Source organism: Frankia sp. CeRuru1 (assembly GCF_977966315.1).
The window spans coordinates 1-11981 of the sequence record NZ_CDWWEW010000145.1 but is presented as its reverse complement, the minus strand read 5'-3'; the positions used below and the strand labels follow the sequence as shown (position 1 = coordinate 11981).

General features: G+C 68.3%; 13 protein-coding genes. 7 read left to right on the top strand and 6 right to left on the bottom strand.

The features are described 5' to 3' along the window. The first annotated feature begins 257 nt into the window (after positions 1-257). From sdhC to AC08OP_RS12460, 4 genes are read left to right on the top strand one after another with little or no spacing between them, the layout of a single operon-like run. Complete coding sequence (gene sdhC / locus AC08OP_RS12475; RefSeq protein WP_462186661.1) at positions 258-653, top strand: succinate dehydrogenase, cytochrome b556 subunit; 396 nt, start codon at positions 258-260, stop codon at positions 651-653. Continuing rightward, positions 653-1117 carry a succinate dehydrogenase hydrophobic membrane anchor subunit gene (locus tag AC08OP_RS12470; protein WP_462186660.1) on the top strand — a complete coding sequence of 155 codons (465 nt, stop codon included), beginning with the start codon at positions 653-655 and terminating at the stop codon, positions 1115-1117. The genes sdhC and AC08OP_RS12470 overlap by 1 nt, the downstream gene beginning before the upstream one ends. Before the next feature lie 48 nt (positions 1118-1165). Beyond that, positions 1166-2920 (top strand): succinate dehydrogenase flavoprotein subunit, encoded by a 1755-nt coding sequence (sdhA, locus tag AC08OP_RS12465; RefSeq protein WP_476614340.1) that lies wholly within the window; start codon positions 1166-1168, stop codon positions 2918-2920. Beyond that, positions 2920-3618: a succinate dehydrogenase iron-sulfur subunit gene (locus AC08OP_RS12460; protein WP_462186658.1), complete on the top strand. Its 699-nt coding sequence runs from the start codon at positions 2920-2922 to the stop codon at positions 3616-3618. The genes sdhA and AC08OP_RS12460 overlap by 1 nt, the downstream gene beginning before the upstream one ends. Positions 3619-3635: 17 nt before the next feature. Here the strand turns inward: AC08OP_RS12460 and AC08OP_RS12455 are convergent, their stop codons facing one another. Continuing rightward, the gene (locus AC08OP_RS12455; protein WP_476614339.1) at positions 3636-5936 is read right to left on the bottom strand and encodes a DEAD/DEAH box helicase; all 2301 of its coding nucleotides are present in this window, start codon (positions 5934-5936) and stop codon (positions 3636-3638) included. Between the two features lie 254 nt (positions 5937-6190). On the opposite strand from AC08OP_RS12455, the gene AC08OP_RS12450 reads away from it, so the two are divergent. Both AC08OP_RS12450 and AC08OP_RS12445 read left to right on the top strand, forming a co-directional pair. Continuing rightward, the gene (locus AC08OP_RS12450) at positions 6191-7432 is read left to right on the top strand and encodes an ATP-binding protein (RefSeq protein WP_476614338.1); all 1242 of its coding nucleotides are present in this window, start codon (positions 6191-6193) and stop codon (positions 7430-7432) included. A 391-nt stretch (positions 7433-7823) separates the two neighbouring features. Then, entirely contained in the window at positions 7824-8588 is a 765-nt protein-coding gene (locus AC08OP_RS12445) for an SDR family NAD(P)-dependent oxidoreductase (RefSeq protein ID WP_462189294.1), read from the top strand. 530 nt (positions 8589-9118) lie between these two features. Here the strand turns inward: AC08OP_RS12445 and AC08OP_RS12440 are convergent. The 4 genes from AC08OP_RS12440 to AC08OP_RS12425 all read right to left on the bottom strand — a co-directional run bounded on the left by AC08OP_RS12440 (position 9119) and on the right by AC08OP_RS12425 (position 10127). Then, positions 9119-9394 (bottom strand): SCO4848 family membrane protein, encoded by a 276-nt coding sequence (locus tag AC08OP_RS12440; protein ID WP_476592159.1) that lies wholly within the window; start codon positions 9392-9394, stop codon positions 9119-9121. Between the two features lie 32 nt (positions 9395-9426). Next, entirely contained in the window at positions 9427-9654 is a 228-nt protein-coding gene (locus tag AC08OP_RS12435; RefSeq protein ID WP_006542954.1) for a type II toxin-antitoxin system HicA family toxin, read from the bottom strand. Beyond that, a complete protein-coding gene (locus AC08OP_RS12430) occupies positions 9651-9917 on the bottom strand; it encodes a type II toxin-antitoxin system HicB family antitoxin (protein ID WP_476614337.1) in 267 nt (88 codons plus the stop codon). Before AC08OP_RS12430 ends, AC08OP_RS12435 begins: the two co-directional genes overlap by 4 nt. Before the next feature lie 135 nt (positions 9918-10052). Further along, entirely contained in the window at positions 10053-10127 is a 75-nt protein-coding gene (locus AC08OP_RS12425; RefSeq protein ID WP_476614341.1) for a hypothetical protein, read from the bottom strand. Positions 10128-10299: 172 nt separating this feature from the next. On the opposite strand from AC08OP_RS12425, the gene AC08OP_RS12420 reads away from it, so the two are divergent. Further along, positions 10300-10779, top strand: a complete 480-nt coding sequence (locus tag AC08OP_RS12420) for a hypothetical protein (protein ID WP_476614336.1) — start codon at positions 10300-10302, stop codon at positions 10777-10779. A gap of 218 nt (positions 10780-10997) precedes the next feature. Here the strand turns inward: AC08OP_RS12420 and AC08OP_RS12415 are convergent, their stop codons facing one another. After that, positions 10998-11573, bottom strand: a complete 576-nt coding sequence (locus tag AC08OP_RS12415) for a hypothetical protein (protein ID WP_476614335.1) — start codon at positions 11571-11573, stop codon at positions 10998-11000. Between the last annotated feature and the right edge of the window lie 408 nt (positions 11574-11981).

Below are 11981 nucleotides of genomic sequence, written 5' to 3'. Positions count from 1 at the left end.
ACCCTGACGACCCGGTCGAGGGACGGCTCGGGGAGCGGGCCGGCACCGAATGGCACCGGAACCCGGGGGTGGGGCGTCCCAGTGCGCCTGTGGCCGAGTTCACCCGGACGCGCCCGGCCCGAACATGCCCTCCACCAGGCCCGGCACTAGCATCTGGGTGAGATGCACCATCGTCTCGACGATGCGTCGGGGCGCCCTAGCGCCCCCAGACATGACCTTTCCGGCCCATCGGCTGGGCCGATCCGGAGGAGCTTTCATTGCCGAAGGCACCAGCGGGCACGCTGTACCGCGGTCGAGAGGGTATGTGGTCCTGGGTGGCCCACCGGATCACCGGTGTCCTGGTCTTCTTCTTCCTCTTCGCCCACGTGCTCGACACCGCTCTCGTCCGGGTCTCCCCCACGTCGTACAACGAGGTGATCGAGGTCTACAAGAACCCGGTCGTCAACCTGCTCGAGGTCGGCCTGGTCGCGGCGGTGCTGTACCACGCCCTCAACGGCATCCGGATCATGTTGATCGACTTCTGGGAGTCCGGCCCGAGGTACCAGAAGCAGATGCTGTACGTCGAGCTCGTCATCTTCGTCGTGCTGCTGGTTCCGGCCGCCTCCCGAATGCTGCTGCACACCTTCGAGACGCTGTTCGGGAGCACGACCTGATGACGGCAACCGCTCCCCCCGGTGGCCCGGCGGGCCCGCGCGCGCCGGAACTCGTCGCGCCCCGCGCCCCCGGGCTCTCCCGCCGGCGGGGGAAGCCGGGCAGCGCCAAGGCGCGCACCAACTTCGAGCTCTACGCCTGGGTGTTCATGCGGGTCAGCGGCCTGCTGTTGTTCTTTCTGGTGCTCGGTCACCTGTTCATCATGAACATCCTCGACGGCGGTGTGCAGCGGGTGAACTTCGGGTTCGTCGCCGGCCGCTGGGCGTCACCGTTCTGGCGCACCTGGGACCTGGTGATGCTGCTCCTGGCGGAGCTGCACGGCACCAACGGCCTGCGCACGATCATCAACGACTACGCCGGGCGGCCCCAGACCCGGTTCTGGCTGAAGACGCTGCTCTATACCTCGGCGTTCCTGGTCGTCGCCCTCGGCACCCTGGTCATCTTCACCTTCGATCCCGATATCTGAACGCGCCGGTGATCTCGTGACCCCAGCATCGGACGGATGGAGGTAGGCGTGCAGGTCCACAGGTACGACGCAGTCATCGTCGGTGCGGGCGGAGCCGGCATGCGTGCCGCCATCGAGGCGGGCACCCGCTGCCGGACCGCCGTGCTCACCAAGCTCTATCCCACCCGCTCGCACACCGGCGCGGCGCAGGGCGGCATGTGTGCCGCCCTGGCCAACGTCGAGGAGGACAACTGGGAGTGGCACACCTTCGACACGATCAAGGGCGGTGACTACCTGGTCGACCAGGACGCCGCGGAGATCATGGCGAAGGAGGCCATCGACGCTGTCCTCGACCTGGAGAAGATGGGGCTGCCGTTCAACCGGACACCCGAGGGTCGCATCGACCAGCGCCGGTTCGGCGGCCATACCCGCGACCACGGCAAGGCCCCGGTGCGCCGCTCCTGCTACGCGGCGGACCGCACCGGGCACATGATCCTGCAGACGCTGTACCAGCAGTGCGTCAAGCACGACATCGAGTTCTTCAACGAGTTCTACGTCCTCGACCTGCTGCTGCAGGAGGGCGCGGCGGCCGGGGTGGTCGCCTACGAGCTGAAGACCGGGGAGATCCACGTCTTCCAGGCCAAGTCGGTGGTGTTCGCCACCGGCGGTTTCGGCAAGGTCTTCAAGGTCACCTCCAACGCGCACACGCTGACCGGTGACGGAATGGGTCTGGCGTTCCGGCGGGGCATCCCGCTGGAGGACATGGAGTTCTTCCAGTTTCATCCGACCGGCATCTGGAAGATGGGGATTCTGCTCACCGAGGGTGCCCGCGGCGAGGGCGGAATCCTACGCAACAAGGACGGCGAACGCTTCATGGAGCGCTACGCCCCGACCATCAAGGACCTTGCGCCACGCGACATGGTGGCTCGCGCCATCTACACCGAGATCCGTGCCGGCCGCGGCTGCGGCCCGGACGCCGACCACGTCTACCTCGACCTCACCCACCTGCCGCCGGAGCAGCTCGACGCGAAGCTGCCCGACATCACCGAGTTCGCCCGGACCTATCTCGGCATCGAACCGTACAACGACCCGATCCCGATCCAGCCGACGGCGCACTACGCGATGGGCGGCATCCCGACCAACGTGGACGCGCAGGTGCTCGCGGACAACGACACGGTCATGCCCGGTCTGTACGCGGCCGGCGAGGTGGCGTGTGTGTCCGTGCATGGCGCGAACCGGCTGGGCACCAACTCGCTGCTCGACATCAACGTATTCGGCCGGCGGGCCGGCATCGCCGCCGCCGAGTACGCGAACGCGACCGCACGGCACCCCGACCTCCCGGAGAACCCCGCGTCGTTCGTCGAGGACCTGCTCGGGCGCCTGCGCGCGGGCGCCGGAACCGAGAACGCGGCTGCGATCCGGCGCGAGCTGCAGGAGTCGATGGACGTCAACGCCTCGGTGTACCGGACGGAGGCGACGCTCAAGCAGGCGCTGAGCGACATCTCCGGCCTCAAGACGCGTTACCAGCGGGTGGGCGTGTCCGACCGGGGGCGTCGCTACAACACCGAACTACTCGAGGCGGTGGAGCTCGGCTTCCTGCTGGACCTCGCCGAGGTCCTGGTCGTCGGGGCGCTGGCCCGCAACGAGTCCCGCGGGGGCCACTCCCGTGAGGACTACCCGAACCGGGACGACGTCAACTTCATGCGCCACACGATGGCCTACCGCTCGGGGCCGCTGGTGGCCGCCTCGCCAGAGGCGGAGATCCGCCTAGACTACAAGCCGGTTGTCATGACCCGCTACCAGCCGATGGAGCGCAAGTACTGATGACAGTCACCCTCAAGATCCGTCGCTACGACCCGGAGACGGTCGACGAGGCGCACTGGGAGAGCTACCAGGTGCCGTTCGATCCGAGCGACCGGCTGCTCGACGCGATCATGTGGGTCAAGTGGAACCTCGACGGGACGCTCGCCTTCCGCCGGTCCTGCGCGCACGGGGTGTGCGGCTCGGATGCGATGCGGGTCAACGGCGCCAACCGCCTCGCCTGCAAGGTGCTGGTGAAGGACCTCGGCTCGGAGATCACTATCGAGCCGATCAAAGGTCTGCCGGTGGAGAAGGACCTCATCGTCGACATGGAACCGTTCTTCGACGCGTTCCGGGCGGTGAAGCCCTATCTGATCACTGACGACCACGAGCCGACCCGCGAGCGGCTGCAGTCCGCCGAGGACCGGGCCCGCTTCGACGACACGACCAAGTGCATCATGTGCGCGGCGTGTACCACCGCGTGCCCGGTGTTCTGGACCGACGGCGACTACTTCGGCCCGCAGGCGATCGTCGCGGCCCACCGGTTCATCTTCGACAGCCGTGACTCCGGTACCGACGAGCGCCTGGAGATCCTCAACGAACGCGAGGGGGTCTGGCGTTGCCGGACCACCTTCAACTGCACCGACGCCTGTCCACGCGGCATCCAGGTGACCAAGGCCATCCAGGAAGTCAAGCGGGCGCTGTTGTTCCGCCGCGTCTGAGCCTTTCTCCCGGCCGGTCATGCGGTGTCCACCGCGAGCGCGAACGGCAGCACCGACGGCGCTCCGGCCTGCCGGAGCAGTCGAGCGGCGACCGTCATCGTCCAGCCGGTGACGATCCGATCATCGACGAGCAGCACCGGACCGCCGAGCTCGCCCAGGGCGGCGGCAAGGGCCGGGGAGACAGTGAACGCATTCCACAGGCCGGCGAGCCGGTGCGCGCTGTTGTGCACCTGCCCGGTGTGCGGCCCGTCGGCGACCCGGTCGAGCTGCCCCAGCAGCGGCAGGCGTCCGATGGTGGAAATGCGCTCGGCGAGGCTCGCGACGAGCCGGGGCCGGCTCCGGGACGCGATCGACACGACGGCCACCGGCCGCCGCTGCCATCCCCAACCGGCGAGCGTCGCGACCACCGCCTCGACAAGATCGCCGGGAAGCGGGCCGTCGAGGGCACCGGGCACAGCGGAGCCGGGCATAGCGGAGCCGGGCACAGCGGAGCCGGGCACAGCGGAGCCGGGCGCGGCAAGGGTGGCAGGCGTGAACATCGGGCGCAGCCGGTTTCCCCAGCCCACATCGCTGAGTCGGGCGAGCGCCCGCCCGGGCTCGGCACCGGCCGACGCCGGGATACGCCCGGCCAGGTCGACCCCGAGCCGGCCCATCCCCGTCGGCCACATCCGCCGCGGTTCGACCGGGACGCCCGCCCGGTGCAGCTCATCCCGGGCCCGCGTCCGCGAGAACTCCGAGACCGCGGACGACCACGACCGACCGGTGCACCGGTCACACCGCCCGCAGGCCGCCGCGTGGGGATCGTCAAGCTGCCGGCGCAGGAACTCCATCCGGCAGCCGGTCGTCACGATGTAGTCGAGCATCGCCTGCTGTTCCCGAGACCGCGCCGCGGCGACACGCCGGTAACGCTCCTCGTCGTACGACCAGGGCTCACCGGTACTCGCCCAGCCGCCCCTGACCCGCCGGACCGCCCCGTCGGTGTCGAGAACCTTCAGCATCTGGTCAAGCCGGCTGGGGCCGAGGTCGACGGACGCGAGCAACGCCTGGGTCGACAGCGGCCGGTCGGCGGCCGCGAGCACTCCGAGCACCCGGCGGACGACGTGCTCCGGCGGAAAAGAGGTGTCCGCGAAGTAGCGCCAGATGTCCCGGTCCTCAGCCGCCGGGAGGAGCACGACCTCGGCCGTATCGAGCGCACGGCCGGCCCGGCCGATCTGCTGATAGTAGGAGATCGGCGACGACGGAGCCCCGACGTGGACGACGAAGCCGAGGTCCGGCTTGTCGAAGCCCATTCCGAGCGCGCTGGTGGCGATCAGTGCCTTGACCCGGTTCGCGAGCAGGTCCTCCTCGGCGGCGATGCGCTCGGCCGCCTCGGTGCCACCGTGATACGTGGTGACGGCATGACCCTGACCGCGCAGAAAGATGGTCAGCTCCTCCGCCGCCGCCTTCGTCAGCGTGTAGACGATCCCCGATCCGGGCAACTCGCCGAGATGGTCGGCGAGCCAGCCGAACCGGTGCTCGGCCTGCGGCAGCGACACGACCGCGAGCCGCAGGCTCTCCCGATCGAGACTCCCGCGCAGCACCAACGTCCCGGCGGACGCTGGGCCGGCGGGAGCGGAGGTTCCGAGCTGCTCACTGACGTCCTCGACCACGCGGGTGTTGGCGGTGGCCGTCGTGGCCAGCACCGGGACCCCCGGACGCAGCCCGGCGACGAGGGTACGCAGCCGCCGGTAGTCGGGCCGGAAGTCGTGCCCCCAGTCGGAGATGCAGTGCGCCTCGTCGATGACGAGCAACCCGGTGGTAGCGGCGATCTCGGGCAGGTAGTCGTCCCGGAAGGTCGGGTTGTTCAGCCGCTCCGGCCCGACGAGCAGCACGTCGAGCTCGCCCGACCGCAACGCCGCGTAGACCTCGTCCCACTCGGTCACATTGCCGGAGTGAATCTCGCCGGCGCGGATGCCCAGCCTCGCCGCGGCCGCCGCCTGGTTGCGGATGAGCGCGAGCAACGGGGAGACGATCACCGTCGGAGCAGCGCGTCCCGCTGCACCGCGGAGCAGTGCCGTGGCGAGGAAGTACACCGCCGACTTGCCCCAACCGGTGCGCTGGACGAGCAGCACCCGGCGCCGGTGGGTCACGAGCGCGTCGATGGCCTGCCACTGGTCCTCGCGCAGCGCCGCGGCCGGCCCGGCAAGCGCCCGCAGCAGCTCCTCCGCGCGCTCCCGCAGCCCACCGGGCACCGGGTCCGCCGGGCCCGGAGCATGCGCGACCGGCGACGCCAGGCCGGAAGCCACCGGAAGCGCGGAGGTCGTCTCGTCTGCTGCCATGAGAGGTGTCTACCCGACGCCACCGACAAGATCGGATCGTCCCAGGTCACAGCCGCTTCCGCACCGGAGACGGCGTGGTGGGCCGCGGTCAGCAGCATCCCAGCGATCGACACCCGCGAACCCGGCCCCGCCTGGGCACGGTCACCACCGGGGTACGGCCGCGACGGCCCGAGGCGGAGCGACTGCGGCATCTTAGTACCAGTATTTGCGGGAGGTTGCTACTAGCCAGTGCGTGAAGTTGGTAATATTCGATCATGAATCGACCCTACCTCCCACGGCTCGTCGACGGCCTGATCCGTGATCTTCTGCAGGAACTGCCGGCACTACTGGTCGTCGGGCCGCGGGCCACCGGCAAGACCACGACAGCGGCCCGGCATGCCCGCACAGTTATCCGTCTCGATCAACCACGCGAGGCTGTCGCGTTCACCGCGGATCCCGACGCCGCTCTCCGCGGACTTCCAGAACCGATTCTTCTGGACGAGTGGCAGATGGTTCCGACGGTGCTCGGCGCGATCAAACGTGCGGTCGATTCCGAGCCCCGGCCCGGCCGCTTCATCGTCGCCGGCTCCGTACGAACGGATCTCGAAGCCGACAACTGGCCCGGCACCGGCCGCCTGGTAAGAGTGCCTATGACCGGTCTCACCATACGAGAGATCATCGGCCGAGTCGACAGGCCGACCTTCCTTGATCGAATCGCGACAAGCGGCGCGGATTTGCTGGTCGTGCCGTCAGGCGCACCAGACCTTCGCGGCTACGTCGAGATGGCCCTGCGAAGCGGATTCCCCGAAGCCGCGCTGCACCTCTCGGACCGCACCCGCGGCTACTGGCTGGAAAGCTACCTGGATCAGCTTCTCACCCGTGACGTCGAAATTCTCCATGAGAACCGGGACCCGTATCGCCTACGACGATACTTCGAGGTCCTGGCTCTGAACTCCGCCGGTGTAGTGAACAGCAAGACGCTGTACGAAACCGCCGGAATCAACGCGAAGACCGCCGACGCATATGATCACCTACTGAGCAACCTGCTCATAGTCGAGGCGCTTCCCGCATGGACGACGAACCGACTCAAGCGGCTTGTCCGGACGACGAAGAAGTACGTCGTCGATCCCGGACTGATCGGCGCTGCCCTTCGCCTCGACGTCAACGCGACGCTCCGAGACGGCGATCTCCTCGGTCGGATCCTCGACACCTTTGTGGCCGCGCAGGTTCGGGCCGAGCTTCCAGCCGGCTCCAGTAGAGCCCGCCTTCACCACCTGCGGCAGGAGGCCGGACGCCACGAGGTTGACATTCTCGCCGAGCTCGGCGCCGAGCAGGTGATCGGAATCGAAGTGAAGGCCGACGCGGCGCCCGGCAAGAATTCGGTACGTCATCTGACGTGGCTACGAGATGAACTCGGTGAACGCTTCATCGCCGGTGTGATACTACACACCGGGCCGAGACTGTATCAACTCGACCCGAAGATCTTCGCCGCACCGATATGCACACTGTGGGGTTAGAACGGATCTCGCTCTGTCTTCGGCTCAGAACGGCTTATAGCACAGGATCGACCATACGACTGGTCCGGCTGCCCCGCGATCGGGGAGAACATCGGCACCCCGACGTCCACGGACACCACGGACGCCGCCGCCCACTGGTAGTGACCCCCACCCGTCCGGCGAGCTGACCCCATGACGCTCCTTCCCTATGGACGGGGAATCTCGACTTCGCTGTCCACGGAAGCGGGATCGTTCCAGTAGGCTTCGCCCGGCATGACCGGACAGTGCCTGTCGCCGGGTTCCACCGGTTCGTGCGGCCGGCCGCGACACCGCCTTCCAGCCGCTCCGGGTAAGGCATCTGACCACGCTGACCGACCCGGCGACTTCGCCCACGACTCAGGAGCGCGTACACATGAGCGAACGGCTGGACGGCACCGTTGCCCTGGTGACCGGTGCGAGCAGCGGCATCGGTGAGGCGACCGCCCGCGAGCTGGCCCGGCACGGCGCCGCGATGGCGCTGGTCGCGCGGCGCGGCGACCGGCTCGAGCGCCTCGCCGCCGACATCACCGGCGCCGGCGGCACCGCCCTCCCCCTCCCGCTGGACATCACCGACCAGGCCCAGGCCGTCGACGCGGTGAAGCGCACCGTGGCGGAGCTCGGTCGGCTCGATACCGTCGTCAACAACGCTGGGATCATGCTGCCCGGGCCGATCCTCGACGCGCCGACCGAGGAGTGGGACCGGATGGTGGCCCTGAACCTGCAGGGCCTGCTGTACGTCACCCATGCAGCGCTGCCGCATCTGCTCACTGCCGCGGACGACGGCCCCCGCCAGGTCGCGGACCTGGTGAACATCAGCTCAGTGGCGGGGCGGCACGCCACCATGGGCGCCGGCATCTACAACCTCACCAAGTTCGGGGTGAACGCGTTCACCGAGTCGCTGCGCCAAGAGGTCACCGCCCGGCACGTGCGCGTCTCGGTGGTCGAACCGGGCTCCGTCGAGACCGAGCTGAGGTCCCACATCCGCGAGGAGATCCGGAATATCGTCATGCGCCGCATCGCCGACATCGAGCCGATGCAGTCCGAGGACATCGCGGACGCCGTCGCCTACATCGTCACCCGGCCGCGGCGGGTCGCGATCAACGAACTACTCATGCGGCCCACCGAGCAGGTCGGCTGACACCGCGTCGCGCGGGAACCCCCGGCGCCCACCGCCGGCGGCGGACCCCCTCCTCCGGAGGAAGGGCCGGGGTTCGGGAAGAGCCCCGCTGCTGGTAGCGGTGGCCCGTCTATCCACTCAGTCGTTGGGCGAGGTATGAGCCATCAGGATTAGCCACGTGCCACAACGAAACGGCCAAGTTCCCAACAAATAGTGAAGTCGTGGCCTGCTGGGTGGCGGATGTGGCATCCACCTCGGTGGCGGTTCTCGTTACGCGACGGCCGGCTACGCGGCGGCCGTCCCCCTAGGCGACCGTTACGTCGCGGCCCCTCTGCCCGCATGGTCCGCGGCGTGGTACCGGCGAGTTCGGAGGCGGCGAGATGACCATGGCCCGTCATCCCTGGTATCTGATCTGCGGAACTGGTCCGTAGACGTGCCACGCTGGTGGCATGGCTCCGCGGCTGGGCAGGCTCTGAAGCCAGGAGGATCACACGGCGTAGAGCCGATCATGACACGGAGCGGTTTCGAAGACTACCGCCGCTTTCAGCATGTCAACGACCCGAATTGATCAGTTTCCTGGATGAGGCACCATCACCGGTATCGCCATGGCGGACGGCGCGTGCGCCGCGGATGCCGAGCCAGCCAACGACGGAACCGATTACGAGGGAGACGACGGTCAGGACCAAGTGCACCGTGAAGAAGCCGGTCGGGCCGTCGTCCCAGGAACGATCATCCTTCCACACGTTCCGAAGGAAATTCGGCCAGATCGCCCACGTCCACACACCCACCGCGATCAGGAACCAGGACACACGCTTCGACAGAGTCACCCACCCAGCTTGCACCCAGAACCACGCGCAGCTCAGGTGAGCAACGTCCTAAGTTCCTCCGCCTCGATGCCCGCCTGACGCAGAACAGAGGCGAGCGTGCCCGTCGCCAGCTCCCGGTGAAGCGGGACGATCACGACCCGGGCGTTCTCCTTGTGCCTCAGCTTGCAGTGCGAGCCACGCGTGGCGACCTCCTCGAAGCCGGCACGCCCCAGAGCCTTCACCACCTTCGCCCCGGAGACCCGAGGCAGCGCGGGCGTCACGCCGACAGGCGGATGTCCAGCGGAGCGACGATGGGACCGTCCGCAGCGGTCACGGGGAACGGCTGGTCCTCGAAGTACAGCTCCAGCGCCTCGCGAAGATTTGCCAGCGACTCCTCGACGCTGGCTCCCTGGCTGGTCACCTCGACCTCCAGAGCCCGTGCCACGTACCAGTCGCCCTCATGCGTGACGACAGCCGTCAGCCGCGCCGCTCGCTCCATGGAGATCAGCCTAGCCGTCCCTACCACTCCTGGCGAAGCGCTCACCGTCACCCCCTCGACATAATCGACCAGACCTCTGTCGACCATACGAGCGGAAACGATCTCTAACGGCCTGGGTACACACGAGAGACACAAGACCGCTCCCGGCCCCGGGGAGTACCTAGGTCATAAGTGAATGTTCTACAAATTTGGCCAGATCGTCCACATCCACACACCCACCGCGATCAGGAACCAGGACACACGCTTCGACTCCAGTCAGCCCACCAGCCTCGCACCGGCCGCGAGCCGCGGTCTTCGTGTGGGGGCGCGAGTTCGGCCACGTAGATCGCCCTAAGGTGGGCGGACAGACAAAACCCCGGGGCATGCCGCCTGAGCGGTAGAGGCCATCCGGGGTGTCCACCTCGAAGTCTAGAAGACCGGTAACCCGATGTCGAACGCCGTGACCCCGTCGCACGCCCTCGCGGTCCAGCTCCGGCGCAGGCTGAGCGCCGAACCCCTCGATCCGTACGAACGGGCCTGCAACCACGACCTCGAGCGGGCAGTGGCCCTGTACGAGTGGAACAGCAGCATCAGCGCCGCGTTCCACAAGGTCCTCGGGCTCTTCGAGATCGTCCTGCGCAACGCCCTGCACGACCAGCTCACTCTCTGGCATCAGCGCCAGCGAAGGCCCGGCCAGTGGTACGACGACCCGGCCGGCATCCTCGAAGCCCCTCGACGGCAGGACATCGCCGACGCCTACGTCAGGTTGCGGCCTGTGGACTCCCGCACTCCGCCGCGCGTTCCCGAACCTTCGCCCGGCACAACGGACCCGGATCTACAACCCCGTCGACAGCCTCGTTCGGCTCCGCAACCGCGTCGCGCACCACGAACCAATCCACAACCGACCACTCGCGACCCTCCACCATGATCTGCTGCGTGCCGCCGGGCACCTCGACGGCGGTGTCGAAGAATGGATCCGCGGCCGAAGCCGAGTGCCCACCCTCCTGTTGTCACGACCGCCGCAACCGCCACAGCACCTAGGCCATAAGTGAATATTTTACAAATTCGGCCAGCTACCCTACGCCCAGACACCGGCCGCGATCAGGAACCACGATCGGACGACCATGGCCTTCGATGTCCCGCGGCTCACGCCCGCAGGTGCTGGAGCGACCCGGCGAAGGTCCGCATCACCTCGCTGAACGTCGTCTCAGGGCGGTAGGCGGGCGGCTGGACCGATTCCCCGGCCCCGCTGTGGGCCGCTCCGAACCGCATGGTCCACAGCATCGTCTCGGCCACCGGGAGGGTGGCCACGACCGCGTCGTTCTCGTCCTCCAGCTGGCCCGTCAGCCAGGAGACGCGGTCCGACTGCAGCGCGCAGACATAGATCACCTCACCGGCTGCGTTACCCGGGGCCGCACGCAGCCGCGCCGCCTGGTCCCCGGCGGCCAAGGCCTCGCCCAGCCGGTCGGCGACCAGCTGACGTTCCCACAGCTGCGCATCCTGGGCGATCCGGACGACGACGCCACCGCACAGCCTCCGCTCGACGTGGATCTGCGCGTCGGTGTCGGTGTCCTCCCCGAAGTACCACGCGAGGACGTCGGGCAACGCGGCCCGCAGCTCCGCGGCGGACGGCTGGGCCATCGCCAGCCCTGGGCACTGCGGGGACCAGGCCGACCACGAAGGCCCGTCATGCCGCACGATCAACGAGACGGGCCTACCCACGATAGATCATCTCGCGCGACTCCTCCGCCGTCCCGCCGCTTTGATCAGTATCCGCGCTTCCCCCGCTGCCCGGGAGCACTTTGCGGTAAAGGTCGGACCGATTACGCGCAACACCGGCCTGTCCCGCACAACACCGACCTCTCCCGGACGACGGTCTGGTCACGGGCGGCACCGACACGGAGGATGCGCAAGGGATACGCAAGGCGGGCAAGGTCGGCGAGCAAGGTGGGCGGGCCGGCCAGGTCGGCGGGCAAGACGGGCAAGACGGCGGGATGACGGGAGGGAGCGATGGAGGGTGCCGACGACATCCGGGGGCGCCGGATCAAACCAGACGAGGGAATGCTGTTGCGAAGGCTGCGCCTTGCCGCGCTCGCCGATGCTCCTTCGGCGTTCTGGGAGATCCTGGCC

Excerpts from the sequence above, each read along its gene's own strand:
- AC08OP_RS12455 (WP_476614339.1), bottom strand. The coding sequence starts at position 5,936 with ATGGCAGCAGACGAGACGACCTCCGCGCTTCCGGTGGCTTCCGGCCTG.
- AC08OP_RS12420 (WP_476614336.1), top strand. The coding sequence starts at position 10,300 with ATGTCGAACGCCGTGACCCCGTCGCACGCCCTCGCGGTCCAGCTCCGG.
- AC08OP_RS12450 (WP_476614338.1), top strand. The coding sequence starts at position 6,191 with ATGAATCGACCCTACCTCCCACGGCTCGTCGACGGCCTGATCCGTGAT.
- AC08OP_RS12460 (WP_462186658.1), top strand. The coding sequence starts at position 2,920 with ATGACAGTCACCCTCAAGATCCGTCGCTACGACCCGGAGACGGTCGAC.
- AC08OP_RS12470 (WP_462186660.1), top strand. The coding sequence starts at position 653 with ATGACGGCAACCGCTCCCCCCGGTGGCCCGGCGGGCCCGCGCGCGCCG.
- AC08OP_RS12445 (WP_462189294.1), top strand. The coding sequence starts at position 7,824 with ATGAGCGAACGGCTGGACGGCACCGTTGCCCTGGTGACCGGTGCGAGC.